Annotated in this window: 17 protein-coding genes; 8 read left to right on the top strand and 9 right to left on the bottom strand. The window is 66.2% G+C overall.

The window, feature by feature from the left end:
* Positions 1–111 precede the first annotated feature (111 nt).
* From rph to hemW, 3 genes are read left to right on the top strand one after another with little or no spacing between them, the layout of a single operon-like run.
* A complete protein-coding gene (gene rph, locus ASE00_RS03575; protein ID WP_056377805.1) occupies positions 112–828 on the top strand; it encodes a ribonuclease PH in 717 nt (238 codons plus the stop codon).
* Positions 825–1,457, top strand: coding sequence for an RdgB/HAM1 family non-canonical purine NTP pyrophosphatase (rdgB, locus tag ASE00_RS03570; protein WP_056377804.1), 633 nt, complete (start codon positions 825–827; stop codon positions 1,455–1,457). The genes rph and rdgB overlap by 4 nt, the downstream gene beginning before the upstream one ends.
* Positions 1,454–2,611 (top strand): radical SAM family heme chaperone HemW, encoded by a 1,158-nt coding sequence (gene hemW / locus ASE00_RS03565; RefSeq protein ID WP_056377803.1) that lies wholly within the window; start codon positions 1,454–1,456, stop codon positions 2,609–2,611. The genes rdgB and hemW overlap by 4 nt, the downstream gene beginning before the upstream one ends.
* Before the next feature lie 74 nt (positions 2,612–2,685).
* Here hemW and ASE00_RS23280 read toward each other — a convergent pair whose 3' ends face one another.
* The gene (locus ASE00_RS23280) at positions 2,686–2,856 is read right to left on the bottom strand and encodes a hypothetical protein (protein WP_156405254.1); all 171 of its coding nucleotides are present in this window, start codon (positions 2,854–2,856) and stop codon (positions 2,686–2,688) included.
* 235 nt (positions 2,857–3,091) lie between these two features.
* On the opposite strand from ASE00_RS23280, the gene ASE00_RS03560 reads away from it, so the two are divergent.
* The 3 genes from ASE00_RS03560 (at position 3,092) to ASE00_RS03550 (ending at position 4,644) form a co-directional block, all read left to right on the top strand.
* Positions 3,092–3,784 (top strand): ParA family protein, encoded by a 693-nt coding sequence (locus tag ASE00_RS03560; RefSeq protein WP_056379274.1) that lies wholly within the window; start codon positions 3,092–3,094, stop codon positions 3,782–3,784.
* Positions 3,785–3,799: 15 nt separating this feature from the next.
* On the top strand, positions 3,800–4,210 hold the full coding sequence (locus tag ASE00_RS03555) for a hypothetical protein (RefSeq protein ID WP_082594550.1): 411 nt from the start codon (positions 3,800–3,802) through the stop codon (positions 4,208–4,210).
* 233 nt (positions 4,211–4,443) lie between these two features.
* Positions 4,444–4,644, top strand: a complete 201-nt coding sequence (locus ASE00_RS03550) for a transposase (protein ID WP_056377801.1) — start codon at positions 4,444–4,446, stop codon at positions 4,642–4,644.
* 36 nt (positions 4,645–4,680) lie between these two features.
* On the opposite strand, the gene hflX is transcribed toward ASE00_RS03550, so the two are convergent.
* The 7 genes from hflX to dusB all read right to left on the bottom strand — a co-directional run bounded on the left by hflX (position 4,681) and on the right by dusB (position 13,962).
* On the bottom strand, positions 4,681–5,997 hold the full coding sequence (hflX, locus tag ASE00_RS03545; RefSeq protein WP_056377800.1) for a GTPase HflX: 1,317 nt from the start codon (positions 5,995–5,997) through the stop codon (positions 4,681–4,683).
* 14 nt (positions 5,998–6,011) lie between these two features.
* Positions 6,012–6,533, bottom strand: coding sequence for an RNA chaperone Hfq (hfq, locus tag ASE00_RS03540; RefSeq protein WP_268801348.1), 522 nt, complete (start codon positions 6,531–6,533; stop codon positions 6,012–6,014).
* A 112-nt stretch (positions 6,534–6,645) separates the two neighbouring features.
* Positions 6,646–8,034, bottom strand: a complete 1,389-nt coding sequence (locus tag ASE00_RS03535; RefSeq protein WP_056377798.1) for a sigma-54-dependent transcriptional regulator — start codon at positions 8,032–8,034, stop codon at positions 6,646–6,648.
* Between the two features lie 3 nt (positions 8,035–8,037).
* A complete protein-coding gene (locus ASE00_RS03530; protein WP_235538527.1) occupies positions 8,038–10,248 on the bottom strand; it encodes an ATP-binding protein in 2,211 nt (736 codons plus the stop codon).
* Between the two features lie 161 nt (positions 10,249–10,409).
* Complete coding sequence (ntrC, locus tag ASE00_RS03525) at positions 10,410–11,867, bottom strand: nitrogen regulation protein NR(I) (RefSeq protein WP_056377797.1); 1,458 nt, start codon at positions 11,865–11,867, stop codon at positions 10,410–10,412.
* Positions 11,864–12,985, bottom strand: coding sequence for a two-component system sensor histidine kinase NtrB (locus tag ASE00_RS03520; RefSeq protein ID WP_056377796.1), 1,122 nt, complete (start codon positions 12,983–12,985; stop codon positions 11,864–11,866). Before ASE00_RS03520 ends, ntrC begins: the two co-directional genes overlap by 4 nt.
* The gene (gene dusB / locus ASE00_RS03515) at positions 12,961–13,962 is read right to left on the bottom strand and encodes a tRNA dihydrouridine synthase DusB (protein WP_056379271.1); all 1,002 of its coding nucleotides are present in this window, start codon (positions 13,960–13,962) and stop codon (positions 12,961–12,963) included. The genes ASE00_RS03520 and dusB overlap by 25 nt, the downstream gene beginning before the upstream one ends.
* Positions 13,963–14,045: 83 nt before the next feature.
* Between dusB and ASE00_RS03510 the strand changes: the two genes are divergently transcribed.
* Both ASE00_RS03510 and ASE00_RS03505 read left to right on the top strand, forming a co-directional pair.
* Positions 14,046–15,194, top strand: coding sequence for a bifunctional 2-C-methyl-D-erythritol 4-phosphate cytidylyltransferase/2-C-methyl-D-erythritol 2,4-cyclodiphosphate synthase (locus tag ASE00_RS03510; protein WP_056377795.1), 1,149 nt, complete (start codon positions 14,046–14,048; stop codon positions 15,192–15,194).
* Between the two features lie 17 nt (positions 15,195–15,211).
* Positions 15,212–15,748 carry a CinA family protein gene (locus ASE00_RS03505; RefSeq protein WP_056377794.1) on the top strand — a complete coding sequence of 179 codons (537 nt, stop codon included), beginning with the start codon at positions 15,212–15,214 and terminating at the stop codon, positions 15,746–15,748.
* Here the strand turns inward: ASE00_RS03505 and ASE00_RS03500 are convergent.
* Positions 15,685–16,170, bottom strand: a complete 486-nt coding sequence (locus ASE00_RS03500; RefSeq protein WP_056377793.1) for a type II toxin-antitoxin system RatA family toxin — start codon at positions 16,168–16,170, stop codon at positions 15,685–15,687. The two genes, ASE00_RS03505 and ASE00_RS03500, sit on opposite strands and share 64 nt — an antisense overlap.

Genomic DNA, 16,170 nt, shown 5'->3' with positions numbered 1-16,170 from the left:
CTGACTGCTCACGCCCTACAGATAGGGAAGCCGGGGCCGCTGCTCAACAGGCTTCCAACTTGCGCCGTCCGCTCCTAAGAGCAGGCCGATCATAGCTAAGAAGGACTATCCATGCGCCCATCCGGCCGCGCCCCCGATCAAATGCGGGCGATCAGCATCGAAACCGGCTTCACCGTCCACGCCGAAGGATCGGTGCTGATCAGCTTCGGCGACACCCGCGTCCTCGTCACCGCCTCGGTCGAGGAAAAGGTGCCGCCCTTCCTGCGCGGCAAGGGCAGCGGCTGGGTCACCGCCGAATATGGCATGCTGCCCCGCGCCACCCACACCCGCGGCAGCCGTGAGGCCGCCAAGGGCAAGCAGTCCGGCCGCACCCAGGAAATCCAGCGCCTGATCGGCCGCTCGCTGCGCGCCGTTGTCGACATGGAAAAGCTCGGCGAGCGCCAGATCGTGATCGACTGCGACGTGATCCAGGCCGATGGCGGCACCCGCACCGCGTCGATCTCCGGCGGCTGGGTCGCGCTGCGCCTCGCGGTCGACAAGCTGCTGGCTTCGGGCGCGCTGGCCGAGGATCCGATCACCGCACAGGTGGCGGCAGTCTCCTGCGGCATCCATGAGGGAACCCCAGTGCTCGATCTCGATTATATCGAGGATTCGAATGCGCATGCCGACGCCAATTTCGTGCTGCTCGACAATGGCAATATCGCCGAGGCGCAGGCGACCGCGGAAGGGGCGACTTATGACGAGGAAGCATTGTTGAGGCTGCTCCGCCTCGCCCGCATCGGCTGCACCGAGATCTTCGCCGCACAGCGCAAGGCGACCGGCCGGTGAGCGAGGCCGCCGATATCCCGCACCGCAAGCTCGCCCCCGGCAAGCTGGTGATCGCCAGCCACAACAAGGGCAAGCTGCGGGAGATCGGCGAACTGCTGGCACCCTTCGGGATCGAGACCGTCTCCGCCGCCGCGATGGACGTGCCCGAGCCCGAGGAGACCGGCACCAGCTTCATCGCTAACGCCGAGCTCAAGGCGCGCTTCTCGGCCGACCTGACCGGCCTTCCCGCGCTTGCTGACGACAGCGGATTGTGTGTCGAGGCGTTGGGCGGAGAGCCCGGCATCTTCTCGGCGCGCTGGGCCGAGATGGAGGATGGCCGCCGCGATTTCGACGAGGGCATGCGCCGCGTCCACGATCGCCTGCTCGAAGCGGGCGAAGAAGCCGGACGCGATGCGCATTTCGTCTGCGCGCTGTCGATCGCCTGGCCCGACGGCCACGTCGAGACTTTCGAAGGCCGGGTCGACGGCATATTGGTCTGGCCGCCGCGCGGCAGCCAGGGTTTCGGCTATGACGCGATGTTCCAGCCCCTGGGCCATGACATCAGCTTCGGCGAGATGGACCCGGCTGCGAAGCATGCGATGAGCCACCGGGCAGACGCCTTCGCCAAGCTGGTCGCGGCGGTCTTTTGAACTCCACGCCACCAGAGGAAGCGCTCGCCCTCTATATCCACTGGCCGTTCTGCGTCTCGAAATGCCCCTATTGCGATTTCAACAGCCATGTCCGCGAAAGCGTCGATCAGAACGCCTGGCGCGCCGCGATGCTTCAGGATCTGGCCTATGAGGCCGCGCAGCTTCCCGGCAAAAGACTGACCTCGATCTTCTTCGGCGGCGGCACGCCGTCGTTGATGCCGCCCGAAACCGTCGCGGCGCTGATCGATGCCGCTGCCGGGCATTGGGACGTCGCCGACGACATCGAAATCACGCTGGAGGCGAACCCCTCGTCGGTCGAGGCCGCGCGCTTCGGCGATCTGTCGCGCGCTGGTGTGAACCGCGTGTCGCTCGGCCTTCAGGCGCTCGATGACGAGATGCTGGGCTGGCTCGGCCGTGCGCATGATGTGCGCGAAGGGCTCGGTGCGCTCGATACCGCGCAGGCGGTTTTTGCAAGGGTCAGCTTCGACCTGATCTACGCCCGGCCTGGCCAGACTCCCGAAAGCTGGCGCGACGAGCTTGCTCGCGCCCTGTCGTTCGGCACCGAGCATCTCTCCCTCTACCAACTGACCATCGAGCCGGGCACGCAATTCGCCGCACGTTTCGCCAAGGGTGAACTGCCGGTGCTCGATCCCGATCTCGCCGCCGATCTGTTCGAACAGACCCGCGCCCAGACCGTCGCAGCCGGCCTGCCCGCCTATGAAATCTCCAACCACGCCCGGCCCGGTGCGGAGAGCCGCCACAATCTGACCTACTGGCGCTATGGCAGCTATGCGGGGGTCGGCCCCGGCGCGCATGGCCGGCGCGGCGGCATGGCGACCGTCCGCCGCAGGAAGCCCGAAAACTGGCTGAGCCGGGTCGACGCCAACGGCCATGGCATCGAAAGCGAAGAAATTCTTTCCCCTGCTGCACGTGCACAGGAAGCCCTGTTGATGGGTCTACGGCTACGAGAGGGCGTCGATCTCGAGCGGGTCGTTGCGCTGAGTGGAATGCCAATCGCGCAACTGGTTGACGGGCACGCGATTGAAAGGCTCGAAAAACTGGGATTTTTGGAAAGAAGCGGTTCATATTTAAGGATTTCGGAAGCGGGCGTTCTTTTGCTCGACGCAATCCTTGCTGAGGTCGTTAGCGCCTGAAATCGTCATCTAATTGCAAGAAATGAGCAAGATTGCACTTTGTGCAATCGCGATGGCACGTTTTGAAATTGCCATCAGCCGTTGATCGCGTCTATTTCTGCTGCACCGCACAAACAAATAGTGCGGAGGGAAAAAGTCCCGTTCGACAGGAGCATATCATGAAGTACTTCGAAAGCGCCGCCAGTGCGTTGTTCGCGATCGCAGCGCAGGCGCTTGCGGTCGGCGTCATTGTCGCCCTCTAACACCGCACCCGCCTAGGGCCTCCCCACGGGGAGGCACCGGGCGGGCGCGAATAGCTGCTCGACGAATATGTCTGGACGCCGGCAGATATGCCGCAGCGTCCTTTTTTATATCCGGGGCGCAGCGAAGCAGCCCTGCCCCCAATATGCTCTCCCGCGCCTTAACCAGAGATTAGAAGGAAGACTTAGGCGATCGGGCGCATCCCTTTTGGCGCAATTCGGCGCAACCAAGGGGATCGACGTGCGCATAGTGGCATTGGCATCGCAGAAGGGCGGCTCGGGAAAGACCACCTTGTCCGGGCATCTGGCCGTTCAGGCGGAGCGCGCGGGCGCCGGTCCGGTCGTCCTGATCGACATCGATCCGCAGGCATCGCTGGCCGACTGGTGGAACGAGCGTGAGGCGAGCGAACCTGCCTTCGCCACCACCACCGTGGCCCGGCTATCGAGCGATCTCGACGCGCTGCGCCAGCAGGGTTTCAAGCTGGCGGTAATCGACACGCCGCCCGCGATCACCGTCGCGATCCAGAGCGTGATCTCGGTGGCCGACCTCGTCATCATCCCCACCCGGCCCAGCCCGCACGATCTCCGCGCGGCGGGGGCGACGGTCGACCTGTGCGAGCGTGCGGCGAAGCCGCTGATCTTCGTCGTGAATGCTGGCACGCCCAAGGCGCGGATCACCTCCGAAGCCGCCGTCGCCCTGTCGCAGCACGGCACCGTCGCCCCGATCACCATCCATCAGCGCACCGAGTTCGCCGCGTCGATGATCGACGGCCGCACCGTGATGGAAATCAATCCGGACGGGCGCTCCGCCGCCGAGATCGAACAGCTCTGGGGCTATGTCGCCGACCGGCTGGACAAGAATTTCCGGCGCACCGTGATAGGCGCGATGGGCAATTGGTCGGGCGCCAGCTTCGGCCGCCGTGTGGCGGGATAACAGGAGGGAATGGCTATGTCCGAACCCAAGCCGATCGCATCGCTCAGCGGGGGACTGCTCGCGCGCAAGGGCGAGGCGCATCCGGCGATTCGCCGCGCCCCTGTACCGATGATCGGGGTCGCGCCGCGCGACCAGCAGGCGCGCCTGATGCTGAGTTTCGCCCGCCAGAAGCCGGAATTGGCGATTGCGGAGGATGCGCCGCCGGTTGAAGCCGCCTTGCCGCGCAAGGCCAGGGCTGCCTTTACCCTGCGCCTCGACTCCGACCGCCATCTGCGCCTGCGCCTCGCCAGCGCGGTGGCCAACCGTTCCGCCCAGCAGATCGTCACGGAAGCGCTCGACGCCTTCCTCGACAGCCAGCCCGGCCTCGACACGCTGGTCGCCGAGGCACGGAAGATCACCGCCGACAGGTTAAAATCGTCAAGCTAACCTTGGGCGCGTCATCGATTAGGGGATTCCCAATTGCGCATGTGGTCTGCGCCTATCAATCGAGCGCCGGCGGAAAAGGAAGGGATCGGCCGAAGCAAAGGCGGACTGAGTACCAAGCTCCGCGCCTTGTGCGACGCTGTCGGCAACCCGGTCGCCTCCCATCTGACGCCAAGACATCTCCATGATCTTCTGATGCCCGGGAGCTTGTCGTTGATCTCCTCAATGCAGGCGGCGTGCAAATCGTTATCCCGTCAAAGATCAATCATACCTACAGACGCAGGCACGACCGACATCTCTATGCGGCTCGACACCTCGTCGGAAACTTCTTTGCCAAGCTCAAGGCATTCCGGGGCATCTCAGCCCGCTACGACAAACGCGGACAGATCTTCCTCGGCACCATCCACATCGCTTCGGCCGTCAGCATGCTCAATTGATGAAACGCCGAAGTTCAGCACGACGATCCGGATAGATCAGCGCGCCTCGAAGCGCGCCAGATCCTTGTCGGACAGCCGCACCTCGACGATCATCCGGCCGCCTTCGATCTCCTGACCGATCACTTCGCCGTTGGCGTGCAGCCAGGCCATTGCCGCGCCGTCACTGAGCAGGACCGGAAGCGTCCGCACACGATTGCCGGTCGACAGCCGTTCGGACACGACGCGGCGCAGCGTGTCGACACCCTCGCCGGTCAGCGCCGACAGGGTGACGACATCCTCACGCCGCTCGGCTTCCGCCTCGGTCGCGGCGTGGGTTTCGGGATCGAGCATGTCGACCTTGTTCCACACCTCGATGATCGGCGCGCCATCGCCGCCTTCGCTTTCGGGCGCGCGCGGGCCGACGCCGATCTCGCCGAGCACCGTCAGGACGTCGGCGGCCTGCGCGTCGCTGTCGGGGTGCGCGATGTCGCGGACGTGGAGGATGATGTCGGCGCCGGTCACCTCTTCCAGCGTCGCCCGGAAGGCGGCGACCAGCTGGGTCGGCAGATCCGATACGAAGCCCACCGTGTCCGACAGGATCGCCTTGTCGATGCCAGGCAGCGTGATCTGCCGCATCGTCGGGTCGAGCGTCGCGAAGAGCAGGTCCTCGGCCATCACCTTCGCCCCGGTCATCCGGTTGAACAGCGTCGACTTGCCGGCATTGGTGTAGCCGACCAGCGCGATCACCGGCCAGGGCGCGCGCTGCCGCCGGGCGCGGTGGAGACCGCGGGTGCGGCGGACCTGCTCCAGCTCGCGGCGCAGCTTGGCCATGCGATCACGGATCAGGCGGCGATCGGCCTCGATCTGGGTTTCGCCCGGGCCACCGAGGAAGCCGAAACCGCCGCGCTGACGCTCGAGGTGGGTCCAGCTCCGCACAAGGCGGCCCGCCTGGTAATCGAGATGGGCAAGTTCGACCTGGAGCCGGCCCTCGGCGGTCGCCGCGCGTTCACCAAAAATTTCCAGGATCAGGCCGGTGCGGTCGATGACCTTGGCCTCGGTCGCCTTTTCCAGATTGCGCTGCTGGATCGGGGTCAGCGCGGCGTCGACGATGATCAGCTCGGCCTCGCCCATCCGTGCGGCGGTGGCGATCTGGTCGACCTGCCCCGATCCGAACAGCGTCGCCGGCTTGGGGTCGCGCAGGCGGAAAGCCAGCTTCTCGACGACATCGACGCCAATCGCGGCGGCCAGGCCCGCCGCCTCGTCGAGCCGCGCCTCGGCGCTGCGCTGGCTGTCGCCCGCACGTTCGGGCAGAGCCACCAGCGCCTTCGCGCCGCGGCTCAGCCCGTCGTCATCCTCGCGGTTGAATACGCTCATGCCGAGCTAAACGCTCAATCCTCGTCTTCGTCGTCGATTTCGGCGAGGTTGATAGGATGGGCCGGCTGCACGGTCGAAATCGCATGCTTGTAGACGAGCTGGCTCAGGCCATCGCGCCGCAGCAGCATGCAGAACAGATCATAGGCCGCGATCTCGCCCTGTAGCATCACGCCGTTGACCAGGAACATCGTCACCGGCTCGCGCGCCTTGCGGACCGCCGACAGGAAGACCTCCTGCAGCAGATGCGACTTCTTGTCCTCAAAACCCTTGTCGATCTCGCTCATGTCGATCGGATGCGCGGGCATCACCGTCGAGATCGCATGCTTGTAGATCAGCTGCGACTGGCCGTCGCGGCGAAGCAGCACCGAGAAATTGTCGAACCAGGTGATGATGCCCTGGAGCTTGACGCCCTTGACGAGGAACATCGTGACGGGGGTCTTGGTCTTCCGAACCGAGTTCAGGAAGATGTCCTGGAGGTTATTGACCTTTTCGGCCATATTACCGGTCTCCGGTCTTGGCGGGTCATGGCCCGCTATGTGCGCCGTGCTTAGCGTCGTGCAGCCCTCGCCTTATACGGGACTGGCGCCATGATATCGGAGCAAATCGCCCCCGTCCATCTCGCAGTTGCAGCATTTTATAAGCGGCGGCTCATTCCTCCTCGTCTTCCCGCGAGTCGACGAGGCCGAGCGTCTTCAACTTCCGGTGAAGCGCCGATCTTTCCATGCCGATGAAGGTCGCAGTGCGCGAGATATTGCCCGAGAAGCGGCGTATCTGGACGCGTAGATATTCGCGCTCGAAGGTCTCGCGCGCCTCACGCAGCGGCGTTCCCATGATCGAGCGTGCAGCCTCTCCCGGCGCGAGCCGCGCCTGATCGCTCAGCACCTCGGGCGGCAGCATGTCGAGTTCGATTCGCCCGATCCGGTCGCCCGGCGCGAGGATGATCGTGCGTTCGACGATGTTGCGCAGCTGGCGGACATTGCCCGGCCAGTCATAGGTCTGGAGCGCACCGACCGCATCCTCGGTGACGGTCGGGGTCGGCACGCGCCGCTCGGATGCGAAGCGCGCCAGGAAATGCTCGACCAGGGCGGGGATGTCCTCGCGGCGTTCGTTGAGCGCGGGGATATGAACCGGCACCACATTGAGCCGGTAATAGAGGTCCTCGCGGAAACGGCCGGCCTCGATCTCCTCGCTCAGGGTGCGCGCGGTGGCCGAGACGACACGGACGTCGACCTTGACGATGCGCTGGCCGCCAACGCGGTTGAAAGCCTGCTCGGTCAGCACGCGCAGGATCTTGGCTTGCGTGGTCAGCGGCATGTCGGCGATCTCGTCTAGGAACAGCGTCCCGCCATGCGCCTGCTCGAGCAGGCCGGGGCGGATCAGTTCGCCATTCTCCTCGACTCCAAACAGCTCCTCCTCGACGCGCTCGGGCTCCATCCGCGCGGCGCTGACGACGATGAACGGCGCCTGCGCCCGGTTGCTCCACAGATGCAGCAAGCGCGCGGCAACCTCCTTGCCGACGCCCGCGGGGCCGCTGATCAGCACGCGGCTGCCGGTGGCGGCGACGCGCTTCAGGGTCGCGCGGATGCCGTTGATCGCGCCCGAATTGCCGGTGAGTTCCTCTTCCTGCCCGATCTGGGCCTTGAGCGTCGCATTTTCACGGCGCAGGCGGTCGGTCTCGGTTGCACGACCGACGAGGAGCAGCAATTGCTCGGCCTCGAACGGCTTCTCGATGAAATCGGTTGCGCCGCGCCGGATCGCCGCGACGGCGGTGTCAAGATTGCCATGGCCCGAGATCATCAGCACCGGCAGGCTCGGGTCGCGGCGCTTGATTTCGTCGAGCAGGTCGAGCCCGTCGAGCCGCGATCCCTGCAGCCAGACGTCGAGCAGAACGAGCGACGGGCGGCGGTCGTCGATCGCAGCGAGCGCGGCATCGCTGTCCGCCGCCGTCCGCGCGGTATAGCCCTCATCCTCGAGCACCCCCGCCACCAGCTCGCGGATGTCCGCCTCGTCGTCGACAATCAGGATTTCCAGCGCCATGCCTCAACCAATTCCACTTCTTGTAAGTTCGGGTATCTTCGCCTGCTCGCTATCTGCCCCGCCGCCTTCGCCATCAGCGGTGTCGAGGCTGCGCAGCGCTTCGAGATCGAAATCGAGTTCGACCAGCGTGCCGCCGCCGGGCCGGTCGCGAAACGCCAGCGTGCCGAGATGGTCCTCGACAATCTTGCGCACGATCGCGAGGCCCAATCCGGTGCCGCGTTTGCGGGTCGTCATATAGGGCTCGGTGATCTGGTTGCGCTCCAGCGGCAGGCCTGGGCCGTTGTCGGCGAGGACGAGGCGCAGGCGGCGGCCATCGGTCCGTATCGTCATCGCGATCACGCCGGGCGCCTGCTGATCGGGATTCTCCTCGATCGCCTCGACCGCGTTCTTGACGAGGTTGGTGAGCGCCTGCCCCAGCTGGCGGCGATCGCAGACCATCACCGGGGCAAGGCCCTCGCTGTCGAGGCTGAAACTGATCTTCGGGTGCGCGACTTCGTGGAGGAACAGCGACTGGCGGGCGATGTCGACCAGCGCCTCTTCCCGGAAGGCAGGCTTCGGCATGCGCGCGAAGGATGAGAATTCGTCGACGATCCGGCGCATATCGCCGACCTGACGGACGATCGTCGCGGTCAGCCGCTCGAACACGCCGGGATCGGAGGTGATCTCCTTGCCATAGCGCCGTTGGAGCCGTTCGGCGGCGAGTTGAATAGGAGTCAGCGGATTCTTGATCTCATGCGCGATCCGCCGCGCGACATCGGCCCAGGCGGCGCGGCGCTGATCCGCCAGACGCTGGGTGATGTCGTCGAAGGTCAGGACATGTGCGCCCTCTGCGGCGACGCAGCGCACCGACAGCGTCCGCGCCTCGCCATCGACGACGATCTGCACCACCACCTCGCGGTCGCCGCTGTCGATGACATGGTCGAGCTCGGGCGCGACCTCGGTCAGCGCCCGGCCCTCGGTCGGCTCGTCCAGCGCCAGCATCGATCGCGCGGACGGGTTGACCAATGTGATGTGCCGCGCGCCATCGACCGAGATCACCCCCGCAGTGACGCCCGACAGCACCGCTTCGATGAAGGCGCTGCGGCTTTCGAGCTGGCCGTTCGCGGCTAGGATCGCGCCGGTCTGCTCACCCAGCTTGCGGGTCATGCGGTTGAACGCGCTGCTCAGCGTGCCGATCTCGTCCGGGGTCGGGGCATTATGGACCCGCGCCGACAGGTCGCCCGCGGCCACGCGCCGCGCCGCCGCCACAAGCTCGTTCACCGGCCGGACGAGCCGGTCGGCCACCGTCATCGCCACCCATATGGCAAGCGCGAGGATCAGCAGCGAGATGATCATCAGCAGGATGTTGAACCGAAGCTGCAATGCCCGGGCCCGATCGATCGTAGCGATATAATCGCCCAGCGCCGACCGCGCGCGTGCGGCCTGCGACAATATGTCGCGGTCCGACTGGCGCGAGATGTAGAGATAGGTCTTGCTGGCTGCGTCGAGCAGGATCGTGCCCTCGATCCGGTCGCCCGCCTCGGCGGTGATGCGCGGCTGCCCGCCTTGCAGGAACGGCAGGGTGGCGGGCGGCAAGCGCTTGTCGAGCGCACGCTTGTCGAGGTTCGCCAGCGCGATCAGCTGCGGCGTGCCGGTGCGGTCGATGGTGATGATCGCCGATTCAGACAGGCCGCGATAGACGACCTGGCGCGCGAAGAAGGGCGCGAAGCGCGGATCGTCGACCGTCGTCGCAGTCAGTGCGCCGCGCAGATCCCCCGACATGGCAAGGATGTCGCCCAGCAACCGCTCCTTGCTTTCGGTGACATAGGCCTGTGCCACGCTTTCCGAGCTTTTCAGCACGACGCGCGCCTTGTCCGAGAACCAGAATTCGGTGCCGACCTGGAACAGCAGCGACGCGAACACCACAACCAGCAAAGTCGGCACGGTGGCAATCAGCGAGAAGAAGGCGACAAGCCGGACATGAAGCCGCGCCTTGCCCCCAAGTTCGGACCGCGCCGCGCGATGCTGCGCCACGCGCCGCGCCGCGAGCACCATCAGCCCCATGAAGGCGACGAGGTTGGCGCCAAGCAACAGCGCAGCGACCGATGGGGAGATCGGCGCGTCTGGCTGCCCGCTGCCGGTGACGATGCGATAGCTGATGATGACGACCAGCAGCGTCGCGATCGGCACCAGGAATTCGAGCAGCGGGATCAGCCGGCGTGGCCGCCACGCCATCGCTGCACGCCTCCGCCACCTCTTATATGCGAGACTCAACGCCGCCATCGTGGCTGGATTACCACAAGGGCGTGGCATCTGGAACACACTATCCGCGCGGCTGGGCGACGCCAGCCATCGGATCGCCGGGGCAACGGGCCGCTACGGCCGGGCCGGCCTCATCAATCGCCGCGCCGCGCCGCGCCCGCGTCGATCGACAGGTCGGTCAGCTTCTTGCGCAGGGTGTTGCGGTTGATACCGAGCAGACGCGCCGCGCGCAGCTGATTGCCCTTGGAGGCCGCCATGCTCAGTTCGAGCAGCGGGCGTTCGACCTCGGCCAGCACCCGGTCGTAAAGCCCGTCGGGCGGAAGATCGCGGCCGAAAGTCGCGAAATAGCGGGCGAGATGATGTTCGACCGCATCGGCGAGCCCCCCGCCCTGTCCGCTCGGCGGCGGCGCATTCTCGACCGGCGCGGGGTGGTGGAATTGCTGCTCGACGATCGCGGCGGTGATCACGTCTTCGCGGCTCAGCACCGCCAGGCGGCGCATGAGGTTTTCGAGCTCGCGGACGTTACCCGGCCAGCCGTATTGGATCAGCCGGGTGATAGCCCCCGGATCGAGGATTTTGCGCGGCAGACCATCCGCCGCGGCGCGATCGAGGAAGAAACGCGCCAATTCGCCGATATCCTCGCCGCGCTGGCGCAGCGCCGGCAGGCGAATCGGCACGACGTTGAGTCGGTAATAAAGATCCTCGCGGAAGCCGCCATCGGCGATCAGCCGGGGCAGATCCTTATGCGTCGCGGCGATGATGCGGACGTCAGCGCGGATCGACCGGGTGCCGCCGACGGTGGTGAACTCACCAGCCTGCAACACGCGGAGCAGCCGGGTCTGGGCTTCCATCGGCATGTCGCCAATCTCGTCGAGAAACAGGGTGCCGCCCTGCGCCTGCTCGAAGCGGCCTGCGGTGCGCGCCTGCGCGCCGGTGAAGGCGCCGCGCTCATGGCCGAACAGTTCGGATTCGATCAGCTCGCGCGGGATCGCCGCCATATTGATCGCAACGAAGGGCGCTGCGCTGCGTGGCCCGAAATCATGGATGGCGCGCGCGACCAGTTCCTTGCCGGTGCCGGATTCACCGAGGACGAGCACGGTCAAGTCGTTGGCGACCACGCGCGCGATCGTCCGATACACCTCCTGCATCGGCGGCGAGCGCCCGATCAGCGGCAAGTCCTCGGCATTTTCGGGATCGCGCACCGCGCTGCCGCTGGCGGCGCGGGCGGCGAGCGCATCGGCGACGGCGCGAGTCAGCTCGCCCAGGTCGAAGGGCTTGGGCAGATAGTCGAACGCGCCCTGTTCGGTGGCGCGCAGCGCGGTGGTGAAGGTGTTCTGCGCCGACAGCACGATGATCGGCAGGCCCGGATTGCGCTCGAGCACCTCGGGGATGATGTCGAGGCCGTTGCCGTCGGGCAGGACGACGTCGGTCACCAGCACCTGCGGATCGAAGCTCGCGAACAGCCGCCGCTGTTCGGCGACCGACGCCGCGGTCTCGACCACATAGCCCGCGCGGCGCAACGCTTCGCGCACCACGGTGCGGATAGCACCGTCATCATCGACAACTAGGACGCGCCCCCCCAAACTCGTCATGCTGTCACCCTCGCCCTTGGCAGCAGCAGGCGGAACACCGTCTTGGCCGGGGTTCCCTCCCGCGAATATTCGATGATCCCGCCCTGATCGGACACCAGCTTCTCGACCAGCGCCAGGCCAAGGCCGCTGCCGGTGCGTTTGGTGGTGACGAAGGGATCGAACAGATGGCCTTCGATGTCCTCGGGTGCGCCGGGGCCCTCGTCGATCACGCACAGCTCTATCGGCAGCGGCTGGCGCGCATCGCCGTCGGCACGCCGCATCGACACGCCATGGCGGTAGGCGGTGGTCAGTGTGATCGTCCCTGGTTCGTCGCCCATCGCCTCGGCGGCGTTCTTGAGCAGGTTGATCAAAATCTGGACGAGCGAATCGCGATGGCCGAGCACCGCGGGCAGCGAGGGATCGTAAACCTCGCGGATCGTCCGCCCATGCGCGAATCCCTTGAGCGCCACTTCGCGCGCATGGCCGAGGATCGCATGGATATTCTGCGGCGTCATCTCGATCGGGCGGGTGTCGGTGAAGCCCTGCATCCGGTCGATCAGCGCGGCGACGCGATCGACCTCCTCGCGAATCAGCCGGGTCAGTCCGCGCGACTCGTCGTCGCAACTCGTCTCCAGCAGCTGCGCCGCCCCGCGTACCGCCGAGAGCGGGTTCTTCACCTCATGCGCCAGCATCGCCGCCGCTGCCACCGCGGTGCGGGTGCCGCCCTCGCGATCGATCGATCGCGCCCCGAGCGCGCTGCGCGCATGGCCGTGGATCGACACTGCGCGCCAGCCAAGCCGATCGGGCAAGGGCGCTACCATGAGGTCGACGCGCATCCGCCGCCGGTCCGTGAGGATGATTTCGACGTCATAGGCCGCGAAGGGTGCGTCGCTGGGCATCGTCGTCAGCGGATGGCCGATCGCATCGAGGATCGCGCGGCCGACAATCTGGCTGCGGCTGAGATTGAACAGCGATTCGCAGGCGGCGTTGACCTCGATCACCTCGCCATCGGGATCGATCACCAGCACCGCCGTCGCCATCGCCGCCATGATCTCGCCGGCCGATGGGGGTTCCGCCGGCTTGTCCGCCGCCGACCCCCGCCGGGCGAAACGGATCAGGCCGCTACCCGAGAGAGCCATGGCTTGTAGAATTCGCGGAGCATTTCCAGCACGATCTTGGAATCGGGCTGCTGGTTGACGCTATTCCTGAAGTCGGCCGAGCCCGGCAGGCCCTTGGTGTACCAACCGATATGCTTGCGGGCCATATTGACTCCGACTTCATTGCCGTACAGTTCAAGCATCGCGTGATAATGCGCTGTAATCAGATGATATTGTTCTTCCAGTGTCGGATCGGGACGGCGCTCGCCGGTCTCCAGATAATGCATCACCTGCGACAGCAGCCAGGGGCGGCCATAAGAACCGCGGCCGATCATCAGCCCGTCGGCGCCCGACTGGTCGAGCGCGGCGTCAGCGTCCTCGATCGAGCAGATGTCGCCATTGACGATCACCGGGATCGACACCGCATCCTTCACCTTGCGGACGAAGGCCCAATCGGCCGAACCCTTATACATCTGACAGCGGGTCCGACCATGGACGGTGATCATCTTGATCCCGACATCCTGGGCGATCCGGGCGAGTTCGGGGGCGTTGAGGCTGTCATGGTCCCAGCCCATCCGCATCTTGAGCGTGACCGGCACGTCGACCGCCTTGACCGTTGCCTTGACGATCTCGACCGCCAGCTCGGGCGTACGCATCAGCGCCGAACCCGCATCGCCATTGACGACCTTGCGGACCGGACAGCCCATGTTGATGTCGATGATCGCCGCGCCCTTGTCCTGACTCAGCTTCGCCGCTTCGCCCATTTCATAGGGGGTGCAGCCGACGAGCTGCATCGACACCGGCTCCTCGGCCGGATCCCACAATGCCTTCTGCACTGACTGGCGGGTTTCGCGGATTGCCGCCTGGCTGGCGATCATCTCGGTGACGTTGAGGCCCGAGCCATAGCTCCGCACGACCTTGCGGAACGGCAGGTCGCTCACCCCGGTCATCGGCGCGAGAATCACGGGGCAGTCGATCCGTACGGGACCGATATCGATGGGACGCAATCTGGGGGTCATGTCAGCCGTTGCCTAAAAAAGCGGCACACCCCTAGCCGCAAAGCGGCTGGCGGGCAAGCAAAGCCTCGGCTAAGGCCCGCGCGATGCAGGGGAAGCCCAGAATAGCCGCTTTGATCGTCGCCGCCGGACAAGGTGCGCGCGTCGGCAGCGGCATGCCGAAGCAATATCGCATGGCGGCGGGCAAGCCGGTGCTGGCGCACGCCGCCGACGCGCTGCTTGGCCACCCCGCAATCGATGCCGTTCAGGTGGTGATCGGTGCAGGGCAGCAGGCCCTCTACGACGCCGCAATCGGAACTCGGCGCCTTCCCGCCCCCGTGACCGGCGGCGCGACGCGGCGGGATTCGGTGATCGCCGGGATCGAGGCGACCGAGGCGGATATCGTCCTGATCCACGACGCGGCCCGCCCCTTCCTGCCCGCCGCCGTCATCGACCGGCTGATCGCGGCGCTGGACCATAGCGACGGCGCGGTGCCGGCGCTGGCTGTAGCCGACACGCTCGCCCGGGGCGGCGATCTGCTCGGCGACACCGTCGCCCGCGACGGCCTCTACCGTATCCAGACGCCGCAGGCCTTTCGCCGCGATGCGATCCTCGCCGCCCATCGTGCCTGGGACGCCGCTCGCGAGGCGACCGATGACGCGCAGGTCGCCCGCGCCCATGGCCTGACCGTGGCGATCGTCGAGGGCGACCGCGCTCTCGAGAAACTCACCTTCGTCACCGATTTCGAGGCTCTCGATGGAACTCCAACGATGATCAGCCGCACCGCCATGGGTTTCGATGTCCACGCCTTCGCCGCGGGCGACGCGGTCCAGCTCGGCGGCGTCCGCATCCCGCATGATCGCGCGCTCGCCGGGCATAGCGACGCCGATGTCGCGCTTCATGCGCTGGTGGACGCGATTCTGGGGACGATCGCCGCGGGCGACATCGGCAGCCATTTCCCGCCGAGCGATCCGCAATGGCGCGGCGCGAATTCGGAGATTTTCGTCGCCCGGGCGTGCGAACTGCTCGCCGAGGCTGGCGCCGTCATCGATCATGTCGACCTGACGATCATCTGCGAGGCCCCCAAGGTCGGTCCGCACCGCGATACCATTCGTACACGGATCGCCGCTATGCTGGGTCTCGCCATCGATAAGGTGAGCGTGAAGGCAACCACGACCGAGCGGCTGGGTTTTACAGGCCGGGGCGAAGGCATCGCCGCACAGGCCGTCGCCAGCGTGCGCGTGCCCCGGAACTAGGATAGCAGGACGATATCGTGCCCGAACATCATGACACCATCCTTCCCGCCGAGTTGATCGACGCCGCAAAGCGCGTGATCGACGCGAATCGCGCCGCGGGGCGCAAGATCGCGGTGGCGGAAAGCTGCACCGGCGGGCTGGTCGCGGCGGCGCTGACCGAGATCCCCGGATCGTCGGATGTGCTGGGCTCGTCCTTCGTCACTTATTCGAACGAGGCCAAGGTCTCGATGCTCGGCGTGTCGTTCGAACTGATCGAGACCTTCGGCGCGGTGTCGATCGCGGTCGCCTGGGCGATGGCGCGGGGGGCCGTCGAGCGCAGCGACGCCGATATCGCGGTCGCGATCACCGGAGTGGCCGGGCCGGGCGGCGGCAGCGACAAGAAGCCGGTGGGAACCGTGGTGTTCGGGCGGGCCCGCAAGGGCGGCGATGCCGAGGATATCGCCGCCGACAAGCGCCATTTCGGCGACCTTGGCCGCGGCGGCGTCCGGCTTCAGGCCGCGCTGTGTGCGCTCGAACTGCTGATGCCCGGCGCGACCTTGGGCGACGAGGCGTAGAGCCTGGCGGCGCGCTCCTCGAACGCACCGATCATGGTCCGCAACGCGCGGTCGAATACCTGCCCGGCGACCATTTCGAACAGCCGCGACTTGAACTCGAACTCGATCGAGAATTCGACGAGCGATCCCCCCTGCCCATCGCTAGCAAAGCGCCAGTCATTGTGGAGATATTTGAGCGGCCCATCGACATAGTCGACATGGATTTCCGCCGGGCGGCGCTTGCTCACCTTCGACGTAAACTTCTCGCGCAGCGCCTTGAAGCCCACCATCAGGTCGGCGACCATCTCGGTCTCACTGTCCGAACGGATGCGCACCGCCGACACCCAGGGCAGAAACTGGTCGTAGGCCGCGACGTCCGCGACCAGATCATAGAGTTGCTCGGGCGTGTAGGGCAGCCGGCGGGTTTCGCTATGCCGGGGCAT

Origin of the sequence: Sphingomonas sp. Root710 (assembly GCF_001429065.1) — a bacterium.
Taxonomy (GTDB): Bacteria; Pseudomonadota; Alphaproteobacteria; order Sphingomonadales; family Sphingomonadaceae; genus Rhizorhabdus.
Note: the sequence above shows the minus strand (reverse complement) of the source record. Positions and strands in the feature narration are given on the sequence as shown.